A 21618-nucleotide genomic window follows, 5' to 3' on the forward strand; every position below is an offset into this window, starting at 1 on the left:
TTGCCGGAACATGGCGAGGGGCCATGGCTGCCTGCGGGTCCGCAGACAGCGCCTGTGACCCGAGCCGCACCGATTCGGAACGGCTGGTAGGAATCCGCCCCGCAGAGAGGCGGAATAGAGCTTACTGGACCAGTTCCTGGTCCTCGAACAGGCCGTCGAACAGCATGCTGGAGAGGTAGCGTTCGCCCGAGTCCGGCAGCACGACGACGATGGTCTTGCCCTGCATGTTCGGTTCTTCGGCGAGCTTCACCGCGGCGGCCATGGCGGCGCCGCTGGAGATGCCACAGAGGATGCCTTCTTCCTGCATCAGGCGCAGGGCCATGGCCTTGGCGTCATCGTCGGTGATGGTCGCAACGCGGTCGACCAGCGACAGGTCGAGGTTCTTCGGCACGAAGCCGGCACCGATGCCCTGAATCTTGTGCGGGCTGGGCTTGACCTCTTCGCCGGCCAGGGTCTGGCTGATCACCGGCGAACTGACCGGCTCCACGGCGACCGACAGGATCGGCTTGCCCCTGGTGTTCTTGATGTAGCGCGACACACCGGTAAGGGTACCGCCGGTGCCGACGCCGGCCACCAGCACATCCACCGCACCATCGGTGTCGTTCCAGATTTCCGGGCCGGTGGTCTTCTCGTGGATCGCCGGGTTCGCCGGGTTGTCGAACTGCGCCGGCATGAAGTACTTCGCCGGGTCGCTGGCGAGGATTTCCTCGGCCTTGGCGATCGCGCCCTTCATGCCCTTGGCTGGCTCGGTCAGCACCAGTTCGGCGCCCAGGGCCTTGAGTACCTTGCGGCGCTCCAGGCTCATCGAGGCCGGCATGGTCAGGATCATCTTGTAGCCGCGGGCAGCGGCGACGAAGGCCAGGCCGATGCCGGTGTTGCCGGAGGTCGGCTCGACGATGGTCATGCCCGACTTCAGGCGGCCACTGGATTCGGCGTCCCAGATCATGTTGGCGCCGATCCGGCACTTCACCGAGTAACCCGGATTGCGGCCTTCGATCTTGGCCAGGATGGTGACGCCGCGCGGGGCGATGCGGTTGATCTGGACCAGCGGCGTATTGCCGATGGACTGCGCGTTGTCGGCGAAAATGCGGCTCATGATGCGTTCCTTAGGTTCGGAGCTGTGCAGACCCAGCAGCCTATGCCCGGCGGGCTTCGTCGTCCAGTCGGCGCACCCGTCTCAGTCGGGCTGCGCGTCACTGAAGATGGCCTCGATGGGCAGCCCGAAAACCCGCGCTATACGAAAGGCCAGCGGCAGGCTGGGATCGAACTTGCCACTCTCGATGGCGATCACGCTCTGCCGCGAAACCTGCAGTTGCAGGGCGAGGTCCTGCTGGCTCCAGCCGTGCTCGGCACGCAGCTCCTTGAGGCGATTGTGCATGTTTCGTCCTCAGGCAAAGCGCCGGCGCAGCAGCACCACGGCGATGCCATAGGCCGCCCAGAACAGCGGGAAGGCGAGGATCACCGGGAAGCGTGGCCAGGCGGCGTACTGCTCCAGGAAGCCCCAGGCGCTGAACAGCCCGACCACCACGCCGCCGGCCAGCATGGCAGCGCGAGACAGCAGGAAACGGAGGAATTCGTCCGGCTCGCTGCGCAGGTAGCGGTCGAACACGTAAAGCATCGCCAGTAGCGGCAGCGCCGGAGACGCGGCGGCGAGGACACGCAGGGCATAAGGCAGCTGCTGCAGGTCCAGGCCCCAGCTGATCAGCGCGACCAGGGCGGAGTAGATGAACATCAGGGCGGCGCAGGACAGGGTGTAGCGGCGCAGGGCGGGATTCATCGCGGTCTCCTTGTGATGTAAAGCAAACTTAACATCTGGATTTCTTCGATGTAAAGTAAACTTGTCATCGGCAGGCCATTTGCGATCAGTCACCCCCTGACCCGCCATTCAATGACTGAATGCCGCGTCTGCGTTCACACTCGCCTCGGGTGCGCGGTATAGTCGCAGCTTGTCCGACCATTCGCCCGGCCCGGCAGAACGCCCGGCCCGCTATCGTTCGAGGATTCACCGATGAAGTTCGAAGGCACCCAGTCCTACGTCGCCACCGACGACCTCAAGCTGGCGGTCAACGCCGCCATCACGCTGCAGCGCCCGCTGCTGGTGAAAGGCGAGCCGGGCACCGGCAAGACCATGCTCGCCGAGCAGCTGGCGGAGTCCTTCGGCGCCAAGCTGATCACCTGGCACATCAAGTCCACCACCAAGGCCCACCAGGGCCTTTACGAGTACGACGCGGTCAGCCGCCTGCGCGACTCGCAGCTGGGCGTGGACAAGGTCCACGACGTGCGCAACTACATCAAGAAGGGCAAGCTCTGGGAGGCCTTCGAGGCCGAGGAGCGCGTGATCCTGCTGATCGACGAGATCGACAAGGCCGACATCGAGTTCCCCAACGACCTGTTGCAGGAACTCGACAAGATGGAGTTCTTCGTTTACGAGACCAACGAGACCATCAAGGCCAAACAGCGCCCGATCATCATCATCACCTCCAACAACGAAAAGGAGCTGCCGGACGCCTTCCTGCGCCGCTGCTTCTTCCACTACATCGCCTTCCCCGACCGCGAGACCCTGCAGAAGATCGTCGACGTGCACTACCCGAAGATCAGCGGCACGCTGGTCAGCGAGGCGCTGGATATCTTCTTCGACGTGCGCAAGGTGCCGGGCCTGAAGAAGAAGCCCTCCACCTCCGAGCTGGTGGACTGGCTGAAGCTGCTGATGGCCGACAACATCGGCGAAGCCGTGCTGCGCGAGCGCGACCCCACCAAGGCCATCCCGCCGCTGGCTGGCGCCCTGGTTAAGAACGAGCAGGATGTGCAGCTTCTTGAGCGCCTTGCTTTCATGAGCCGCCGCGCTTCGCGCTGATCTACGAATCTGCTCTTTTGTAGGAGCGAGCTTGCTCGCGAACCCTGTGAACTTCGCAAAGAGCTTCGCGAGCAAGCTCGCTCCTACGAAGAGCATCCGCTTTACGAGAGGGTGCAGCCATGCTGCTCAACCTGTTCAACGAAATGCGCGCGGCCAAGGTGCCGGTGTCGGTGCGCGAGCTGCTCGACCTGATCGATGCGCTCAAGCACCGCGTCGTGTTCGCCGACATGGACGAGTTCTATTACCTCGCCCGCACCATCATGGTGAAGGACGAGCGCCATTTCGATAAGTTCGACCGGGCCTTCGGCGCCTACTTCAAGGGCCTGGAAAAGCTCGATGACCACCTCAAGGCGTTGATCCCCGAGGAGTGGCTGCGCAAGGAATTCGAGCGCCTGCTGACCGACGAGGAGCGTGCGCAGATCCAGTCGCTCGGCGGTCTGGACAAGCTCATCGAGGAGTTCAAGAAGCGCCTGGAAGAGCAGAAGGAACGCCACGCCGGCGGCAACAAGTGGATTGGCACCGGCGGTACCAGCCCGTTCGGCTCCGGCGGCTTCAACCCCGAGGGCATCCGCGTCGGCGACGCCGGCAAGCGCCAGGGCAAGGCCGCCAAGGTCTGGGACCAGCGCGAGTACAAGAACCTCGATGATCAGGTCGAGCTGGGCACGCGCAACATCAAGATTGCCCTGCGCCGCCTGCGCAAGTTCGCCCGCGAGGGCGCGGCGGAAGAGCTGGACATCGACGGCACCATCGACCACACCGCCAAGGATGCCGGCCTGCTCAACATCCAGATGCGCCCCGAGCGCCGCAACACCGTGAAGCTCCTGCTGCTGCTGGATATCGGCGGCTCCATGGATGCCCACGTGAAGGTCTGCGAGGAGCTGTTCTCGGCCTGCAAGACCGAGTTCAAGCATCTGGAGTACTTCTACTTCCACAACTTCATCTACGAATCGGTGTGGAAGAACAACCTGCGCCGCTCCAGCGAGCGCACCGCCACCTTCGACCTGCTGCATAAATATGGGCCGGACTACAAGGTAGTGTTCGTCGGCGACGCCGCCATGGCGCCCTACGAGATCACCCAGGCCGGCGGCAGCGTCGAACACTGGAACGAAGAGGCCGGCTACGTCTGGATGCAGCGCTTCATGGAGAAGTACAAGAAGCTCATCTGGATCAATCCGTACCCGAAGGACACCTGGAACTACACCGCCTCCACCGGCCTGGTGCGCGAGCTGGTGAAGGAACAGATGTTCCCGCTGACCCTGAGTGGCCTGGAAGAGGGCATGCGCTTCCTCTCTCGCGGTTAACTCCACGGCGATCGAGCATCAGGACGGTGCGCCCGCACCGTCCTGTGTCCGCAAAGGTAACCCCGCCATTGGGTGGAATCGCTTCCGCCCGACATCCCAGGCCCCGTAACATGGGGATCGATCCGGCCACGCTGGGTGGCCGGCACGTAACTTGCCTGCTCCTGACCTGCGCCTGTCGCGGTAACACCCGGCGGCGCACTGTAGCGTCTACGATGGGCATCGAATGAATCCTCTGACCTTCTCCCGCTCCACCTGGCTCAACTCCCTGCACATGACCTCGCTGACTGTCGCGCTGATGGAGTCCGAGGGGCACAGCCGCGAGTCCATCCTCGAGGGCAGCGGCATCACCGGCGATGACCTGCTCGACCTGCGTCGGCTGGTCAGCCCCTGGCAGGAGCAGCAGGTCTTCGGCAACGTGCAGAACCTCGCGGGCGAGCCGGCCCTCGGCCTGCGCCTGGGCGTGCGCACGCGGATCACCGCGTACGGCCTGTTGGGTTATGCGCTGATCTCCGCGCCGACCCTGGGTGAAGCGCTGCGTATCGGCCTGAGCTATCCGGTGCTGCTGGGCACCTATTTCCACCTCGCGCTGGAAGTGGACGGCGACATGGCCTGGCTGGTCGCCACCGGCTATGGCGAAGAGGAGGAGCTGCGCCCGTTCAATACCGAACTGTGCCTGGGTTCGCTGAAGGTGGCCTGCGCCGACCTGCTCGGCCAGCCGTTGCCGCTGGTGCGCGCCGAGTTCGACTACGAAGGCCCGGCCGATCGTCGCGCGGCATACGCCACGTTGTTTGGTTGCCAGTTGAGCTTCAATTGTTCGCGCAGCGCCATCGGCTTCCCCGCCAGCTGGCTCGACATGCGCTTGCCACTGGCCGACGCCGTGACCCACCGCGAGATGCTCGAACAGTGCCGCCGCCAGAACATCGATCTGGCCGCACGCCGCGCCTGGCTGGACAAGGTCCGCGCGATCCTTGGCGAACGCCTGCAGGAGCCGCCGGGCCTGGAAGAACTGGCGCGTCGCCTCAACTGCTCCTCGCGCAGCCTGCGCCGCCACCTGCAGCAACAGCAGACCAGCTACCAGCAATTGCTCGACGAACTGCGCTTCGCCCGCGCCAAGGAACTGCTGCAGGACGGCGACATGCCGATCTACCGCATCGCCGAGGAGTTGGGCTTTAGCGAGACCGCCAGCCTGCGCCACGCCTTCCAGCGCTGGAGCGGCCAGCCGCCGAGTCACTTCCGCGCATAAACCGCCGCGGGTGAAATCCGGACGCGCTTGTCTCAGATCAAGGAGCCGGCCGGTCCGACAGGCATAGCCTTCAGGAATCCCACAAGGAAACCACCGAGGGCCTCACCATGGCCAAGAAATTCCCCCTCAACCCGCCGCACCCCGAGCGCATCTGCTGGGGCTGCGACCGTTATTGCCCGGCAACCAACCTGGCCTGTGGCAACGGCGCGGATCGCACCATGCACCCGGCCGAGATGCTCGGTGATGACTGGTACCTGTTCGGTGACTGGGGCATCGAGGCGCCGAAGACGATTCCCGCGGTGCAGCTGGAGCCTTCCAGCTAACGCACACCCACGCCGTTGCGGCGCCGGCTAAAGTAAAAAGCGCGCATTCCCTCCCCGGAATGCGCGCTTTTTCGTCATCAGCCCTTGGCGGGGGTGATGCCGTAGATCTTCTGGAAGCGAGCGATCAGGCCGACCGGCTTCTTCTCTTCCTTCTGCATCAGGTAGACCACGCGCTCGCCGTTGGGGCCGCTGGCAATTTCGGTGTGGCGGAAGATCGGCTCGCCCAGGCCATTCATGTCGACCATGTCACCGTAGCGCTGGGCCACGTAGATCACGCCTTCCTGGCGAATTTCACCGTAGAAGCCGGCGGCCGGCGGCAGGCTCTGCTTGAGGAACTGGTAGCCGGCGATCTTCTTCACGTCCTTGCCCTGGTCCTCGGCGCGCACCACCAGCACGATGTCCTGGCCGAACTTGTCCTTCTCGCCCACGGCCTTGGTGTGCTCGGTCTTGCCGGTCACCAGGTAGTCGCGATAGACGGTGGCGTCGTCGAATACATAAAGGGTCGACTCGGTACGCACCAGGTACCAGTCGTCATTGTTGGGCGTGGCTTCCTTGCTGGCCACCGGTGCCTGGGCGGCGCAGCCGGCGAGGGCGGCGGCGAGCAGGGCGATGGATGCGGCAGTGTTGGCTTTCTTGTTGAACATCTCGGGGGCTTCCCTGGGTTGAAAGCCTGCGAGTTTCAACGGGCCACATAACGGATTGATGACGGCGAAATGACGAATTGTTTCCGAGCTACAGCGCCCGGAATCCGGGCGCTGTAGCTGATCGGTGAGGCGTTATGGACGGGCTTCGAGAATGAGGTTGAACGGCGTTTCGGCGGCCCGGCGGAAGCGGCTGAAACCGGCTTCCTCGAACACCTGGCGCAGACGCGCTTCGCCGGCCTGGGCACCCAGCCCCAGCCCGACCTCCTGGGACAGCGAGTTGGGTGTGCAGATGAAGGTCGAGGCGGCATAGAACAGCCGGCCGACCGGGTTCTGATTGTCGTCCAGCTGGTCATTGGCGAAGGGTTCCACCAGCAGCACCGTGCCGTCCGGCTTGAGGGCCTGGCGTGCGTGCTGCGCGGCGCCCACCGGGTCGCCCATGTCGTGCAGGCAGTCGAAGAAGCAGATCAGGTCGTAGTCGTTGCCGGGGTAGTCCTTGGCGCTGGCGCGCTTGAAGCTGGCGCGCTCGGAGACTTCGGCCTGGCCGGCGCGCTGGTTGGCGACGTCGATGGACGGCTGGTGATAGTCGAAGCCGACGAAGCTCGAACTCGGGAAAGACTGCGCCATGACGATGGTGGAGGCACCGTGGCCGCAACCGACGTCGGCAACCCGCGCGCCGCGTTCGAGCTTGCCGACCACGTCATCCAGGGCCGGCAGCCACTCGGCAACCAGGTGTGCGCGGTAGCCGGGGCGGAAGAACTTCTCGGTGCCGGAGAACATGCAGGGATGGTGATCACCCCAGGCCAGGCCGCCGTCCCCGCGCATGGCGGCGACCAGCTTGTCCTTGTCGTGGTAGAGCGCGGCGACCACGGAAGCGCCGCCGGCGACGTAGACCGGCGAGTCCTCGATAGCCAGGGCCATGGCCTGCTCCTCGGGCAGGCGGAAGTTGCCGTCCTGGTGCTCCATGTAGCCGGATGCGGCGTGGGCGCTGAGCCATTCGCGCAGCAGGCGGGCATTGCAGCCGCTGCGCTCGGCCAGTTGCGTCGGGCTCAGCCACTGGCCGTCGGCCATGGCTTTGTAGAGGCCCAGTTCTTCGCCCAGGATGATGTTGGCGAGCATCGCCGCACCTCCCATGTCGTTGACCAGCTTGCCCATGAATTCGTTGAGTCTGGCTTCGTCCATCGCACGATCTCCCTGCGAGGCCGCCGGGCCATGCCGCGGTGGCCAACCGTGATTGAGGGACGGCAGGGGGCGCGTGCGGCCCTTGCCGCGACGGGCGCCGGCCAAAGGCGGGCTCAGGGCGCTTGAGGCACAACGACGACTCCCGCACGGGACTGTTGCGCGAAGTCCGGCGGGCCGGGGCGGCACGCCGGTGAACATCCCTATGTTACGGCGACGGTTTCAGCCCGGTGTCATCGCCGACCTGCGGTGCGGTTTCTTCGTCGGTTGGTGTGGCGCGCATGGGCCGCTGCAGGACCAGGTTCTGCGGCGAAGAGAGGCTGATGCCGGCTTCGCGCAGACCGCTGAAAATGGTGAACAGCAGATCGCTCTTGGTCGAGTACACCGCGCGTGGGCTGCTGACATTCCCCGAGGCGGCCAGGGTCAGGCCGGTGGCGCTGAGGTCCTTGAAGGTCACCGAGGGGGCGGGTGTATCGACTATGTTTTCGTGCTCGGTGTACGCCTTGAGCATCAGTTCGCGGACCTTCTGCACATCGGTGTCCAGCGGCAGGGTCAGGTTGATGCCAACTACGCCCAGCGCGCTGCCCATGGTCACGTTGCGCACGTTCTGCGAGATGAACTGGGAGTTGGGCACGATCACCGTGGACTGGTCGGACATCTGGATTTCCGTGGCGCGTACGTTGATCCGTCGGATATCGCCTTCCACGCCGCCGGTCAGGCTGACCCAGTCACCCACCTTCACCGGGCGCTCGGTGAGCAGGATCAGGCCGGAAATGAAGTTCTGCACGATGGCCTGGAGGCCGAAACCGATACCCACCGACAAGGCGCTGACTACCCAGGTCAGGCTGGTGAGGTTGATGCGTAGCGCCGAGAGCACCAGCAGTACCAGGATGACCATGCCGATGTAGCCCACCAGGGTCACCAGCGAGGCGCGCATACCGGCGTCCATGCTGGTTTCCGGCAACAACTCGTCGGCCAGCCAGCGCTTGAGCAGGCGCAGACCGAACAGGCCGGCTGCCAGGGTGCCAAGGGCGAGCAGGATGTCCTGCGGGACGATATTCAGGCGGCCCAGGGACTGGCCGCTTTCCACCAGCTGTACCAGGCCCTGGAGCAGTTCGCCGGGGCTGGTGCCCGAGGTGGAGAAGGCGATCAGCAGGGTGGACAGCACCAGTAGCGTGCGCCCGGCGCCGGTCAGCAGGGTCGCGAACTGCGCCTGGTGACGCGGATCGACACCGAGGTTCTCGGCCAGCCGCGCACCGATCTTCTGCCGGGGCGATAGCAGCGCTTCGCAAAGATCGACGAACAGGGTCGTCAGCAAGTAGCCGGTGGCGGAGACCACGCTGGCCCAGAGCAGCTTGCCGGCGAGGAAATAGGCCAGTGAGAGGTAGCCGCTGACCAGCGCCAGGACGATCAGCAGGACCGTGAGAAGGATCGCCAGGACGATGATCCCCGACAGCGGCGAGGTTTCGTGGCCCTCGACGGCCCGGCGGGCGCGACGGTAGCGGTAGAGGGCGGTGGCGTACAGCACGGCGGTGGCGATCGCGGTAATGCCGTTGACCGCCACGGTCAGCGCCAGGCTTGCGCCGCTGGCGCTATTGATGCGGTCCATCGTGCCCAGCAGGAGGAGCAGCCAGGCCATCAGCCAGGGGAACGGCGACAGCGCCGTGGCGACCAGGTCAGGCAGGTCCGGCAGACGCCAGGACGGCCGCTGCACGGCCAGCAGGGCGCGGCCCAGGCCGGCGGTGAAGGTGCAGAAGATCACCAGCGAAAGCAACTGGTCACCCAGATTGGCCATGCTGCCATTGAGCTGCTCGTGCCAGTCCAGGCCCTCGCGGATCAGCAGGGCGCCGCCGCCCAGGGTGAGGATGGTTGCCAGGCTGACGGCCACTGCCAGGGCGCTGCGGCGCAGGCGGCCGACCGGAATCCAGCGGATCATCGCCTTGGTCAGCAACTGTTCCAGCAGGCGCCGCCCCGGAATCCACAACAGCGCGGCAAGGCCCAGGCAAACGATGAAGGGCCAGCGGTGCTGGGGTTGCCAGGTCGTCGCAAGGCCCTCGCCGATCTGCTCGCGCATGGCTTGCAGGCGTGCCAGGTCATCGTCGGTGGGACGGATCAGGCTGGACCAGAAGCGCGGGCTCAACGGCGGTGGATAGCGGGTGGCGATCTGCGAGTTGAACTGACTGCGGCGCAGGTTGACGATCTGCGCGGCGAGGTCCTGGGCATTCTTGTCCAGCTGGTTGGCGCGGTCCTGCTGCTTCTGCTGCTGCTTCTGGTCGGCCAGCAGGTCATTGCGCTGGTTGGTCAGGCTGGGGGCTTCATTGGGGGTTACCGGGCCCAGCACCTTGAGCTGGTCCTCGGTGCGTACCAGTTGTGCGCCGATATCGCTGGCGCTCTGTTCGGCCCGGGCCTGGACGTTCAGCGCGGCCTGGCGCAGGTTCGACAGCAGACCGTCGTCGCTGTCGGTGGAGACCCGTTGGCGGATCAATTCCAGGCGGTCGCTCAGCTGATCCAGACTGGCGTCGTCGGGTAGCGCTGGCAGTTCGATCAGGGAGCCGGCCTGCACATCAGTCGGCTCGCCCGCCAGCACGGCGCCAGCGCCCGCCAGCGATAAAGTCAGCATCAGCAGCGCACGGCTGCAGGCGCGTACGAAGGTTTCCCGCATCTTCCCCCATCCTGTGGTCAAAACGCTTGATGATGTTCGACCGGCTTCAGGCCCGGACAATTCCCTGAGCATAGCGCCGCAGTGGTGGGTCTTTGCCGGGCGAAAGCGGACAATCAATGCATGCAGATGGTTAAGGGTCATAAATTCTGGCCACATCGATCCCCTTTTGGCCGCTTCCGCTGTTCTGTGCGAGGCAGTCGCTGGGCAGAATTCCCGTCACCGGACAACAAGAATCCTTCAGAGGGTACTCCCATGCTTACCGTGTACAGCGATGATCACCGCCTGCATTTCGGCCAGTCCGAACTGGTCGACGGCAAACTGCAGCCCTGCTTCGAGATGCCCAGCCGTGCGGACACCGTGCTGGCCCGTGTGAAGTCGCAGAACCTGGGCGAGATCATCGAGCCGAAGGATTTTGGCCTCGAACCCATCCTGCGCGCCCACAACACCCGCTACGTCGAATTCCTCAAGGGCGCCTGGGCCCGCTGGGCAGCCGAAGGCCACACCGGTGATCTGGTCTCCACTACCTTCCCGGGCCGCCGCCTGCTGCGTGACGGTCCGATCCCGACTGCGCTGATGGGCGAAGTGGGGCACTACAGCTTCGACACCGAGGCGCCGATCACCGCCGGCACCTGGCAGGCCGTTTACAGCTCGGCCCAGGTCGCGCTGACTGCCCAGGACCACATGCGCCAGGGCGCGAGCACGGCGTTCGCTCTGTGCCGTCCGCCGGGCCACCACGCCGGCAGCGACTTCATGGGCGGCTATTGCTTCCTGAACAACGCCGCCATCGTCAGCCAGGCGTTCCTCGACCAGGGCGCCAAGCGCGTGGCCATCCTCGACGTGGACTACCACCACGGCAACGGCACCCAGGACATCTTCTACCGCCGCAACGACGTGCTGTTCGCCTCGATCCACGGCGACCCGCTGGTGGAGTACCCGTACTTCCTCGGCCACGCCAATGAGCACGGCGAAGGCGCCGGCGAGGGCTACAACCACAACTACCCGCTGCCCCATGGCACCGGCTGGGACGGCTGGTTCGCCGCGCTGGACGACGCCTGCCGGAAGATTGCCGACTACGCACCGGACGCAGTGGTTGTATCGCTGGGCGTGGATACGTATAAGGACGACCCGATTTCCGAGTTCAAGCTGGACAGCCCGGACTACCTGAAGATGGGCGAGCGCATCGCCGCACTGGGTATTCCGACCCTGTTCATCATGGAAGGCGGTTACGCGGTGGAGGCCATCGGCGTCAACGCGGTGAACGTGCTGCAGGGCTACGAAGGCGCTGCACGCTAAATAGAGAGAAGATCGGGCGGATAACTATCCGCCCGATTGCTTTTGATTGCTCGCGATCCGCTGTTTGTAATGGTCAGAGTGCGAGCGCATCCAACCGGGGAAGGACATGAACAAGAATACTGCGCTGCGCGGCCTGCTCGCCGCCGCCACCCTCGTCACCGCCAGCGCTGCCAGCGCCGCGCCGGAAGTGCGCATCTACAACTGGTTCGACTACATCGGTCCGGACACCCTCAAGGGTTTCCAGGGCGAGACCGGCATCAAGCCGCAATACGACGTCTACGACAGCAACGAAGTGCTGGAAGCCAAGTTGCTGTCCGGGCACTCGGGCTACGACGTGGTCGTGCCCAGCGACAGCTTCCTCCCCAATTACCTCAAGGCCGGCGTGTTCCAGCCGCTGGACAAGAGCAAGCTGCCGAACTGGAAGAATCTCAATCCCGCCCTGCTCAAGGTGCTGGAGAGCAAGGACCCGGGCAACCAGTACGTGATGCCCTACATGTGGGGCACCAACGGCATCGCCTACAACGTCGACAAGGTCAAGGCCGTGCTCGGCGACAACGCGCCGCTGGACTCGTGGGACCTGGTGTTCAAACCGGAGAATCTCGCCAAGCTCAAATCCTGCGGCGTGGCCTTCCTCGACTCGCCCACCGAGGTGATCCCGCAGGTGCTGCATTACCTGGGCCTGTCGCCCAACAGCCACAACCCGGACGACTACAAGAAGGCCGAGCAACTGCTGGCGAAGCTGCGCCCGAACATTACCTACTTCAGTTCCTCGAAGTTCGTCACCGACCTCGCCAACGGCGACGTCTGCGTGGCCCTGGCCTGGTCCGGCGGCGCGATGCAGGCGGCCAACCGCGCCAAGGAAGCCGGCAACGGCATCCACATCGAGTACCGCATTCCCAAGGAAGGTGCGGCGGCCTGGTTCGACGTGCTGGCGATTCCGAAGGACTCGAAGAACGTCGAGCAGGCCCACGCCTTCCTCAACTACCTGCTGCGCCCGGAAGTGGTCGCGCCGATCTCCGACTACGTCGCCTACGCCAACCCCAACCAGGCGGCGGACGGGCTGATCTCCAAGGAGCTGCACGACAACCCCAACGTCTACCCGCCGGCGGACGTGCAGGCCAAGCTGTTCTCGGTGGAAATGCTGCCGCCCAAGCTCGAGCGCATCCGCACTCGTACCTGGACGCAGGTGAAATCCGGGAAATAATCTCGCCCGCGGCGCTCTGAACAGCGGATTTCCGTTGGCGGGCAGGCGCCGCGAGCTGGCATGATCGGCGGACTTTCTTCGAGGAAGTCCGCCGATTTCTATTTGGGCTTCCCGCTTCTGTTGAACTGCCGAGCCTTGCCATGACCTGCCCGAATGTTGCCCACGCCTTCGCAAGGAGGCGCCCATGAATACGCCCGCCAACATCGTCGAGCGCAAGGGCGCCGACGCCTTCGCCATCCAGGTCATGACCGGCCTGTGCATCATCTGGGGCATCCAGGCGGTGATGGTGAAACTCGCCGCCCCTGACATTGCGCCCATCATGCAGGCCTTCGGGCGCAACCTGGTTGCCGCGGTGGCCGTCGGCCTGATCATGTGCTGGCGCGGCGGCTGGGAAGGTTTCCTGCGCCACGGCACGCTCAAGGGCGGCCTGCTGGCCGGCGTGCTGTTTGCCGCCGAGTTCTTCTTCATCGCCCAGGGGCTGGTCTATACGTCGGCCTCGCACATGGCGGTGTTCATCTACACCGCGCCGATCTTCTCCGCGCTGGCGTTGCATTTCCTGTTGCCCAGCGAACGCCTGCGGCCACTGCAGTGGCTGGGAATCGGCGTGTGCTTCGGGGGCATCGCGATGTGCTTCGGGGGCGGCTTCGACTTCGCCAACCTGGACAGCCGTGTGCTGCTGGGCGATGCCTTTGGCGTGCTGGCCGGCTTCGCCTGGGGCATGACCACCGTGGCGGTGCGCACCACGCGGCTGTCCGAGGCGAAACCGATCCTGACGTTGTTCTACCAGCTGCTGATCGCAGCGTTGCTGCTGCCCTTCGCCGCGCTGGCGCTGGGCAAGACCCAGGACGTGAGTTTCACCGCCATCGGCGTGGGCAGCGTGCTGTTCCAGGGACTGGTGGTGTCATTCTTCAGCTACTTCACCTGGTTCTGGCTGCTACGCCGATATCTCGCGTCGAACCTGGCGGTGTTTTCCTTCATGACACCGATGTTCGGTATCGCCTTCGGCGTGCTGATCCTTGGCGAGCCGCTGACCCTGAATTTCGTCGCTGGCGCCGCGCTGGTGCTAGCCGGCATCACGCTGGTGAGCAGCGAGCAGTGGATCCGCCGGATGCTTCGCCGCTGACTTGGGAAATGTCGCGCTCTTGATTCAGGTCAGGCGCCGCGGCGAGGGAAGACGATAGTCTTTGTTGCAAGGAGTGAGTGGCACGGGCGGAGAGTGGGACGCCGGGCTATTCTTCCTAGGGCGGCCCATGGTGGTAACGGGTCGCCCGACCTGAATTCGAACGAGGAGGCATTCCATGAAAGTCTGGCTGCAAAGCGTTGCGTGGAAACTCGGTATCGCGCTCGGCCTGATCGAGCCTCCACGTCTGCAACCCATCCCTGTCCGCAGCGACGAGCAACGTCGTCGGATGGAGCAGCGCCGCCGTTACTGATGGCGCCCGCGTTGGACACGAAAAACCCGCCTGATGGCGGGTTTTTTATGGGCTCCTGGTGGATGGCCCGTCATTCGTGGGCCCTGAACCAGTCGTCGATCATTCCCTTCAAGCGCTCCCCGGAGAAGCTGTCGAAGTGCCCGCCGTGCACGGTGCGCACCGGCAGCTCTCGCAGGCGCGCCAGACTCGCGGCGTAGTCGTCGAGATTGGAGTGGTAGGCATCCTCGATCAGTGGGCCGTCGTAGATGATGTCGCCGGAGAACAGCGTCTGCGTCTTCTCTTCCCAGAGGCTGATGCCGCCCGGCGAGTGACCGGGGGTGTGCAGCACCTGCAGGGTACGGTCGCCGAGGTCGAGCACATCGCCTTCTTCGATGGTGCGGGTCGCCGGAGCGGCCTTGACGCGGTATTCGGCGTAACACAGCGGGCAGTCCGGGTGCGCGTCGAACATCTCGTCGTCGACGAAGGCGGTGGCTAGCGTGCGTTCGCCATCGGGGCTGGCGAGTATGTCGGCTTCGGCCGGGTGTACCAGGCGCTCGTCGAACTCGTGGTGGCCGGCGATGTGGTCGAAGTGGGTGTGGCTGGCCACCGCCAGCAGCGGGCGGTCGGTGAGCCAGGGCAGTTGCTCGCGCAGGCTCACCAGGCCGGAGCCGCTGTCCACCAGCACGTCGCGTTCGCGTCCCTGGATATGCCACATGTTGCAGCGGTAGAAGGGGCGGACGTAGGGCTCGTGGATCAGGCTGACGCCGTCGTAGCAGTGACGGACCTCGAACCAGCGGTCGCGGGTGACGATCTTCATGGTTGCGCCTTTCCTGAGTTTTTGTAGGAGCGAGCTTGCTCGCGAACAAACCCCGCTGCGAGGCCAGGTTCGCGAGCAATGACTAGGCGTCCCCCTCGCTCCTGCAAGGAGGCTTCACCCTAACCTCTCCCAGGGGGAGAGGGAACCGTTCGGAACCTGGGGGGTGGAGCGGCGTTGCCGGTAGCTGCGCGGCCGCTCGGCTCTGGCGGATTCCCGCTCCCCCTGGGAGAGGGCAGGGTGAGTGGCTTGAGCGTAGGATGGGTGGAGCGGAGCGATACCCATGCCGATGGGTATCGCAGGCTCCACCCATCCTGCGGCAGCGTTACGGCGCGAAGGGCGCCGCTTCCATGACTTCCACGATCAGCGGACGGTCGCTCGGCGCGGTGCGCAGCAGCTCCTGCAGGTGATCGTGATCGCGGGCGCGCTCGGCGGCGCAGCCGAAGCCCTTGGCGATGGCGAGGAAGTCCGGGGTGTAGATATCCACGCCCAGCGGGGTGATGTCGCGGCGTTCCATGTAGCGCTTGATCTCGCCGTAGCCGTGGTTGTTCCACAGTAGGACGATGATGCCCACCTTGGCTTCCACGGCGCTGGCCAGTTCGGTCATGGTGAACTGCAGGCCGCCGTCGCCCATCAGGCTGATCACCGGACGGCCCGGCTCGCCGAGCTTGGCGCCGATGGCCGCCGGCAGGCCATAGCCCAGGGTGCCGTAGCCGGTGGAGGCGTTGAACCAGCGGCGGCCGCCGTCCAGTTCCACCAGGTGATTGCCGCTGTAGACGGTCTGGGTCGAGTCGCCGACGAAGCGCGCGTCGGGCAGCACTTCGAGGATCTTGTCGAACAGGGTGCGGTAGTGCGCCCAGCCGCTGAAGTCCTCAGCCAGTTGCGCACGCACCTTGGCTGCGCGCTGCGCTCCGGGGCTGGAGGTGTCGGCCTCACGGGCCGGCAGCAGGTCCAGAAGGGCGCGCATGGCGGTGCGGGCATCGCTGTGGATGGCGATGCTCGGTGCGTAGTTGCGCATCAGCTGTTGCGGGTCGATGTCGATGCGGATCAGCTCGCCGCCGATCTTGAAGTTGCCGTCGAACACCACGTCGTAGTCGGTCTCGCCCAGCTCGGTGCCGATGGCCAGTACGACGTCGGCTTCCAGCGCGAGTTCGCGGACCGGAATCAGCGACTGGTTGCTGCCGATCAGCAGCGGATGGTCCGGCTGCAGCAGGCCCTTGGCGTTGATGGTCTGTGCGGTCGGTGCATCCAGGGCAATAGCCAGCGCGCGGGCTTCGGCCTGGGCGGCTACGCAGCCGCCACCGAGCAGCAGCAGCGGGTTCTTCGCCTTGGCCAGCTTGGCGGCGGCCTCGTGCAGCGGCGAGCGTGCCGGGGCCGGGCGGGCCAGCTGGGCGCGCGGGCGTACCTGCATGTGGTCGGCCGGGGCGGTGATGATGTCCAGCGGCAGCTCGATGTGCACCGGGCGCGGGCGCTCGCTGTCGAACACGGCGAAGGCGCGGGCCAGCACCGCCGGCAGCTCGTCGACGCTCATCAGCGTGTGGCTGAAGGCACTGACGCCGGCGACCATGGCGCGCTGGTTCGGCAGCTCGTGCAGGTAGCCGTTGCCATGGGCGAGACGCGAGCGCTCGTTGACGCTGGAGATCACCAGCATGGGGATCGAGTCGGCGTAGGCCTGGCCCATGGCGGTGAGGATGTTGGTCATGCCCGGGCCGGTGATGATGAAGCACACGCCCGGCTTGCCGGTGACGCGCGCGTAGCCGTCGGACATGAAGCCGGCGCCCTGCTCGTGGCGCGGGGTGATGTGGCGGATGTTGCTGTGGGGCAGGCCGCGGTACAGCTCGACGGTGTGCACGCCGGGGATGCCGAAGACGGTATCGACGCCCCAGGCTTCGAGTTGCTTGACGAGGAATTCGCCGCAGGTGGTCATGGCAGTTCCTTGGAGTTCGTGGGTGAGGTCGTGGTCATCATTCATGCAAAAGGGCGCGGAGATCAGCTCGCCGCGCCCTCTTGCCTAGCGCAATTTCTTATCAGGCCGCGTCAGCGACCGCCGCCGGACGGGGCGACAGCAGGCTGACGACGATGAAGCTGACCAGGCCGATGGCCAGGCTGTAGTAGATCGGGGTGTTGGCGTCGAAGCCGTCCTTGAGCATGAACACCAGCGCGGTGACGAAGCCCAGGGCCATGCTGGTGATGGCGCCGGCGGTGGTGGCGCGCTTCCAGTAGATGGCGCCGATCAGCGGGATCAGCATGCCGCCCACCAGCAGGTTGTAGGCCAGGGTCAGGGCGCTGAGCACGTCGTTCACCACCAGGGCGATGGCCAGGACCACGACACCGGTGATCAGGGTGCAGATGCGGTTCAGGCTCAGGCGGGTCGAACGCTGGCCGGTGAAGATCGGCAGCAGGTCTTCGGTGATGGTGGTGGAGGCGGCGAGCAGGCCCGCGCTGGCGGTGGACATCATGGCTGCCAGTGCAGCGGCGATCACCAGGCCACGGATGCCGTCCGGCAGTGCAGCGCTGACGATGGCGGCGAAGGCGTTGTTGACGTTGTCCAGGTCAGGCAGCAGGACCTTGGCGCACATGCCGATCAGCGCGCCGACCAGGCCGTAGATGACGCAATACACGCCTGCGGCGGTGCCGGCGTACTTGGTGACTTTCTCATCGCGCGCAGTGAACACGCGCTGCCAGATGTCCTGGCCGATCAGGATGCCGAAGAAGTAGATCAGGAAGTAGGTGATGATGGTGTCGTAGCCGATGGTGTGGAAGCTGAAGGCGGTTGCCGGCAGCTTGGCCACCAGTTCGTCCCAGCCGCCCACGCGGTACAGGCAGATCGGCAGCAGGATGAACATCAGGCCAACGGTCTTGATGATGAACTGCACGATGTCGGTCAGGGTCAGGGACCACATGCCACCAATGGTGGAGTAGATCACCACGACGCCGCCGCCCAGCAGCACGGACACCCAGAACGGCAGGCCGAACAGCACTTGCATGACGGTGCCGATGGCCAGGGTGGAGACCACGCCGATCATCAGCGCGTAGGCGAACATGATCACCGCGGACGCCTGGCGGGCCATGGGGTTGTAGCGACGCTCCAGGACCTGGGTGACGGTGAAGATGCGCAGCTTGAGCAGCGGCTTGGCCAGGAACAGGTTCAGCGCGATGATGCCGGCGCCGAGGGCGGCGCACAGCCAGAAGCCGGAGATGCCATGGACGTAGCCCAGGCGCACGGTGCCGACGGTGGAGGCGCCGCCCAGCACGGTGGCGGCCATGGTGCCCATGTAGAACGCCGGGCCGAGGTTGCGGCCGGCCACGAGGTAGTCTTCGTGGGTCTTGGCTCGGCGCATGCCGTAATAACCCAGCCACAACATGCCAGCGGCATATATCAGTACGACGATCAGATCTAACGCCATGGTCGGCTCCTCACACTTGCATTGTCATTGTTGCCGCGCGCTTGTGGCGTGCGGTAGGGCATCGGACCGGCGGCAACCGGTCCGATGGGGCTTTCAGGTGGTGCGTTTCGCGTCAGGCCGCGAAGCCTGGATCAGGCCGTCGGCTCGCTGATGCTGCGTACCGGACGGTCATGGCTGCCGACCCAGCGCGGACCCTTGGGGCCGCAGACGCCAGCCGGCTCCGGGAAGGTTCGCAGCAGGGTGATGTAGAGCAGGGCGGCGACGCCGAGGGTGACCGGCAGGCTGATGTCGATACCGCCGGCCAGGTTGCCCAGCGGGCCGACGAACTGACCCGGCAGGTTGACGAAGCACAGGCCCAGGGCTGCACTCGGGATCCACGCACCCATGCCGCGCCAGTTCCAGCCGTTGTGGAACCAGTAGGCGCCACCTTCCTGGCCACGGGTGAACACCTGCAGGTCGTCGGCGTGGTAGAAGCCACGGCGGATCACCAGGCCGAGGATCATGATGACCATCCAGGGGCTGGTGCAGGTGATGATCAGCACGGCGAAGGTGGACACGCTCTGCACCAGGTTTGCGGCGAAGCGACCGATGAAGATGAAGGCGATGGACAGCAGGCCGATCAGCAGGGTGGCCTGCACGCGGTTGAGCAGGCGCGGGAACACGCTGGACATGTCCAGGCCGGTGCCGTAGAGCGAGGTGGTGCCGGTGGACATGCCGCCGATCACCGCGATCAGGCACACCGGCAGGAAGAACCAGCTCGGCGAAACGGCCAGCAGGCCGCCGACGTAGTTGTTCTGCGCGATGTAGTCCGGAGCGTTCACCGCCACGATGGTCGCGGTGGCCAGGCCGAACAGGAACGGGATCAGGGTGGCCAGCTGGGCACAGATTACCGCCAGCATGATGCGCTTCTGCGAGGTCTCGCGCGGGATGTAGCGCGCCCAGTCACCGAGGAAGGCGCCGAACGATACCGGGTTGCTCATGGCCAGCAGGGCTGCGCCGATGAAGGCGGCCCAGAAACCTTCGCTACCCATCTGCACGGTGCCGGCGTAGCCCGCATCGAACGGGCCGGAGAAGGCGAACAGGCCGAGCAGGAACAGCAGGCTGGCGGCCCAGACGGCGATCTTGTTGACCATCAGCATGAAGCGGAAGCCGTAGATGCAGACGATCAGCACCAGCACGGCGAACAGACCGTAGGCCAGGCCCAGGGTCAGGTCGGTTTCCGGCAGGTCGAACAAGCGCTTGGCACCACCGATCAGCGCATCGCCCGAGCTCCACACGGAGAGGGAGAAGAAGGCGACGGCGGTGAGCAGCGACAGGAACGAACCGACGATCCGCCCGTGCACGCCGAAGTGGGCGCCCGAGGAGACCGCGTTGTTGGTGCCGTTGAGTGGGCCGAACAGGCCCATCGGTGCGAGGATCAGCGAGCCGACCAGCACGCCGAGAACGATGGCCCAGACGCCGGCCTGGAACGACAGCCCGAACAGAACCGGGAAGCTGCCGAGCACGGCGGTGGCGAAGGTGTTGGCACCACCGAAGATCATGCGGAACAGGTCGGTGGGCGTGGCGTTGCGTTCGTTGTCCGGGATCTGTTCGACCCCGAATGTCTCGATCGTTGTGATTGCGTGTGCGTTGTTCTTGTTATCCATGACTTCCTCCCGGGGAGCCCTGTCTTTATGGCGTCGGAGACGGTGACAGGTGCTCGTGTGTGGCCAGCCAGCGGCCCTGTTTCGGATCACGGCGGAAGACGATGGTCTCCCGTTCGTGGTTCAGGCTTTCCTCTCCCTGGATGCGCAGCCGCGTGGCGACGTCGTGGCAGAACACCGCCACGTCTTCGCCCTGCAGGCTCACAAAGGTGTTGCTCGAAAGGCAGTCAAGGACTTCGAAGCCATCGTCACGCAGCCAGCCTTCCCACACCTCGCGGTAGGCCGCACGCGAGAGCAGCGGCACCGGCCAGGTGTGGAAAATGAAGGAGGCGTCTTCGCTGAACGCGGCGAAGTAGGCTTCGGTGTCGGTGCGCGAGAAGGCTGCCACGAGATCGCGGGCAGCCTCCAGCACCTGTGCTACGCAGGCGTCGTTATTCATGTGTGTGCTCGTGCGCTCAGCGGCGCTCTACGCCCGGGAGGATGCAGAGCATTTCGTACAGCAGGTTGGCGCCGAGCAACGAGGTGTTGCCGGTGGTGTCGTAGGGCGGGGAGACCTCGACCAGGTCGCAGCCGATGATGTCCAGGCCCTGGCAGCCACGGACGATCTCGATCGCCTGGATGGTGGTCAGACCGCCGATTTCCGGGGTACCGGTACCGGGCGCCCAGGCCGGGTCGATGCCGTCGATGTCGAAGGACAGGTACACCGGGCCGCCGCCGACTTTCTCGCGGACTTCGGCCATCAGCGGTTCCAGCGACTTGTGCCAGCACTCTTCGGCCTGGACCACGCGGAAGCCCTGTTTGCGGCTCCAGTTGAAGTCTTCGGCGGTGTAGCCCTGCGCACGCAGGCCGATCTGCACCACGCGATCGCAGTCCAGCAGGCCTTCTTCCACCGCACGGCGGAAGGTGGTGCCATGGGCGATCTTCTCGCCGAACATGTGGTCGTTCACGTCGGCGTGGGCGTCGATGTGGACCAGGCCGACCTTGCCGTGCTTCTTGTGGATGGCACGCAGGATCGGCAGGGTGATGGTGTGATCGCCGCCCAGGGTCAGCGGGAGGATGCCGTGGTCGAGGATCTTGTCGTACGCCTCTTCGATGATGCGTACGGCCTCCATCAGGTTGAAGGTGTTGATCGCCACGTCACCGATGTCGGCGATGTTCAGCGAGTCGAACGGCGCAGCGCCGGTGGCCATGTTGTACGGACGGATCATCACCGACTCGGCGCGGATTTCGCGCGGCCCGAAACGAGTGCCGGAGCGCAGGGAGGTGCCGATGTCCAGGGGCACGCCGACGAAGGCGGCATCGAGCTCGTTGAGCTCTTCGGGGGACTGGATATGCGGCAGGCGCATCATGGTGGCGATGCCGCCGAAACGCGGCATTTCGTTACCGCCCAGGGGCTGGTGAAGTTTCTTGTCCATGGGGAGGGCCTCAGGCTGATCGCTGTCTTCGTGGAAACAGGCTTGTTGAATACTGAGGGTCGATTCTCGTCACGGGCGGTAGTGGAAAAAATCGCTGGCTACAAATAATCACTTCAGAGTTTTCTAAACTAAAGGGGGCCGCTAGACTGCGCCACCTTGCCGCAGAAGACGGCCCGCCAGGCTTGTGGCCTGCGGTTCCTGAATAGATAGCTGGCTTGCTATCATCC

At 65.1% G+C, this 21618-nt stretch carries 20 protein-coding genes; 8 read left to right on the top strand and 12 right to left on the bottom strand.

Annotated elements, in window-relative coordinates:
* Positions 1-121: 121 nt before the first annotated feature.
* The 3 genes from cysK to FAS41_RS04360 form a co-directional block, all read right to left on the bottom strand.
* Positions 122-1096, bottom strand: a complete 975-nt coding sequence (cysK, locus tag FAS41_RS04350; RefSeq protein WP_138520414.1) for a cysteine synthase A — start codon at positions 1094-1096, stop codon at positions 122-124.
* Between the two features lie 81 nt (positions 1097-1177).
* Complete coding sequence (locus FAS41_RS04355; protein WP_138520415.1) at positions 1178-1378, bottom strand: helix-turn-helix transcriptional regulator; 201 nt, start codon at positions 1376-1378, stop codon at positions 1178-1180.
* A gap of 9 nt (positions 1379-1387) precedes the next feature.
* Positions 1388-1777, bottom strand: a complete 390-nt coding sequence (locus FAS41_RS04360; RefSeq protein WP_052969551.1) for a hypothetical protein — start codon at positions 1775-1777, stop codon at positions 1388-1390.
* A gap of 231 nt (positions 1778-2008) precedes the next feature.
* Here FAS41_RS04360 and FAS41_RS04365 point away from each other — a divergent pair, with 231 nt between their 5' ends.
* From FAS41_RS04365 to FAS41_RS04380, 4 genes are all read left to right on the top strand, one after another.
* Positions 2009-2854 (top strand): AAA family ATPase, encoded by an 846-nt coding sequence (locus FAS41_RS04365; RefSeq protein ID WP_015476360.1) that lies wholly within the window; start codon positions 2009-2011, stop codon positions 2852-2854.
* A gap of 119 nt (positions 2855-2973) precedes the next feature.
* On the top strand, positions 2974-4155 hold the full coding sequence (locus FAS41_RS04370) for a vWA domain-containing protein (protein ID WP_015476361.1): 1182 nt from the start codon (positions 2974-2976) through the stop codon (positions 4153-4155).
* Between the two features lie 223 nt (positions 4156-4378).
* Complete coding sequence (locus FAS41_RS04375; protein WP_138520416.1) at positions 4379-5398, top strand: AraC family transcriptional regulator; 1020 nt, start codon at positions 4379-4381, stop codon at positions 5396-5398.
* A 107-nt stretch (positions 5399-5505) separates the two neighbouring features.
* Entirely contained in the window at positions 5506-5721 is a 216-nt protein-coding gene (locus FAS41_RS04380; protein ID WP_138520417.1) for a DUF3079 domain-containing protein, read from the top strand.
* Positions 5722-5798: 77 nt separating this feature from the next.
* Here the strand turns inward: FAS41_RS04380 and FAS41_RS04385 are convergent, their stop codons facing one another.
* From FAS41_RS04385 to FAS41_RS04395, 3 genes are all read right to left on the bottom strand, one after another.
* Positions 5799-6365 carry a hypothetical protein gene (locus FAS41_RS04385; protein ID WP_138520418.1) on the bottom strand — a complete coding sequence of 189 codons (567 nt, stop codon included), beginning with the start codon at positions 6363-6365 and terminating at the stop codon, positions 5799-5801.
* Between the two features lie 132 nt (positions 6366-6497).
* A complete protein-coding gene (locus tag FAS41_RS04390; protein WP_138520419.1) occupies positions 6498-7544 on the bottom strand; it encodes a class I SAM-dependent methyltransferase in 1047 nt (348 codons plus the stop codon).
* A gap of 205 nt (positions 7545-7749) precedes the next feature.
* A complete protein-coding gene (locus FAS41_RS04395; RefSeq protein WP_138520420.1) occupies positions 7750-10203 on the bottom strand; it encodes a DUF3772 domain-containing protein in 2454 nt (817 codons plus the stop codon).
* Positions 10204-10455: 252 nt separating this feature from the next.
* Here FAS41_RS04395 and FAS41_RS04400 point away from each other — a divergent pair, with 252 nt between their 5' ends.
* The 4 genes from FAS41_RS04400 to FAS41_RS31290 all read left to right on the top strand — a co-directional run bounded on the left by FAS41_RS04400 (position 10456) and on the right by FAS41_RS31290 (position 14133).
* Positions 10456-11496, top strand: a complete 1041-nt coding sequence (locus tag FAS41_RS04400) for a histone deacetylase family protein (protein WP_024765266.1) — start codon at positions 10456-10458, stop codon at positions 11494-11496.
* A 106-nt stretch (positions 11497-11602) separates the two neighbouring features.
* On the top strand, positions 11603-12700 hold the full coding sequence (locus FAS41_RS04405; RefSeq protein WP_138520421.1) for an extracellular solute-binding protein: 1098 nt from the start codon (positions 11603-11605) through the stop codon (positions 12698-12700).
* A 184-nt stretch (positions 12701-12884) separates the two neighbouring features.
* Entirely contained in the window at positions 12885-13823 is a 939-nt protein-coding gene (locus FAS41_RS04410) for a DMT family transporter (RefSeq protein WP_138520422.1), read from the top strand.
* A 175-nt stretch (positions 13824-13998) separates the two neighbouring features.
* Entirely contained in the window at positions 13999-14133 is a 135-nt protein-coding gene (locus FAS41_RS31290; protein ID WP_280055918.1) for a PA1414 family protein, read from the top strand.
* A 70-nt stretch (positions 14134-14203) separates the two neighbouring features.
* Here the strand turns inward: FAS41_RS31290 and FAS41_RS04415 are convergent, their stop codons facing one another.
* The 6 genes from FAS41_RS04415 to speB all read right to left on the bottom strand — a co-directional run bounded on the left by FAS41_RS04415 (position 14204) and on the right by speB (position 21391).
* Complete coding sequence (locus FAS41_RS04415; protein ID WP_138520423.1) at positions 14204-14929, bottom strand: MBL fold metallo-hydrolase; 726 nt, start codon at positions 14927-14929, stop codon at positions 14204-14206.
* 322 nt (positions 14930-15251) lie between these two features.
* Entirely contained in the window at positions 15252-16853 is a 1602-nt protein-coding gene (locus FAS41_RS04420; RefSeq protein WP_138520424.1) for a 5-guanidino-2-oxopentanoate decarboxylase, read from the bottom strand.
* A 100-nt stretch (positions 16854-16953) separates the two neighbouring features.
* Positions 16954-18333: a sodium:solute symporter family protein gene (locus tag FAS41_RS04425; RefSeq protein WP_138520425.1), complete on the bottom strand. Its 1380-nt coding sequence runs from the start codon at positions 18331-18333 to the stop codon at positions 16954-16956.
* Between the two features lie 131 nt (positions 18334-18464).
* The gene (locus FAS41_RS04430) at positions 18465-19979 is read right to left on the bottom strand and encodes a purine-cytosine permease family protein (RefSeq protein WP_138520426.1); all 1515 of its coding nucleotides are present in this window, start codon (positions 19977-19979) and stop codon (positions 18465-18467) included.
* Between the two features lie 25 nt (positions 19980-20004).
* Positions 20005-20415: a YybH family protein gene (locus tag FAS41_RS04435; protein WP_138520427.1), complete on the bottom strand. Its 411-nt coding sequence runs from the start codon at positions 20413-20415 to the stop codon at positions 20005-20007.
* A gap of 16 nt (positions 20416-20431) precedes the next feature.
* The gene (gene speB / locus FAS41_RS04440; RefSeq protein WP_015476374.1) at positions 20432-21391 is read right to left on the bottom strand and encodes an agmatinase; all 960 of its coding nucleotides are present in this window, start codon (positions 21389-21391) and stop codon (positions 20432-20434) included.
* Positions 21392-21618 lie beyond the last annotated feature (227 nt).

Source organism: Pseudomonas nicosulfuronedens, assembly GCF_005877905.1.
GTDB classification, from domain to species: Bacteria; Pseudomonadota; Gammaproteobacteria; order Pseudomonadales; family Pseudomonadaceae; genus Pseudomonas; species Pseudomonas nicosulfuronedens.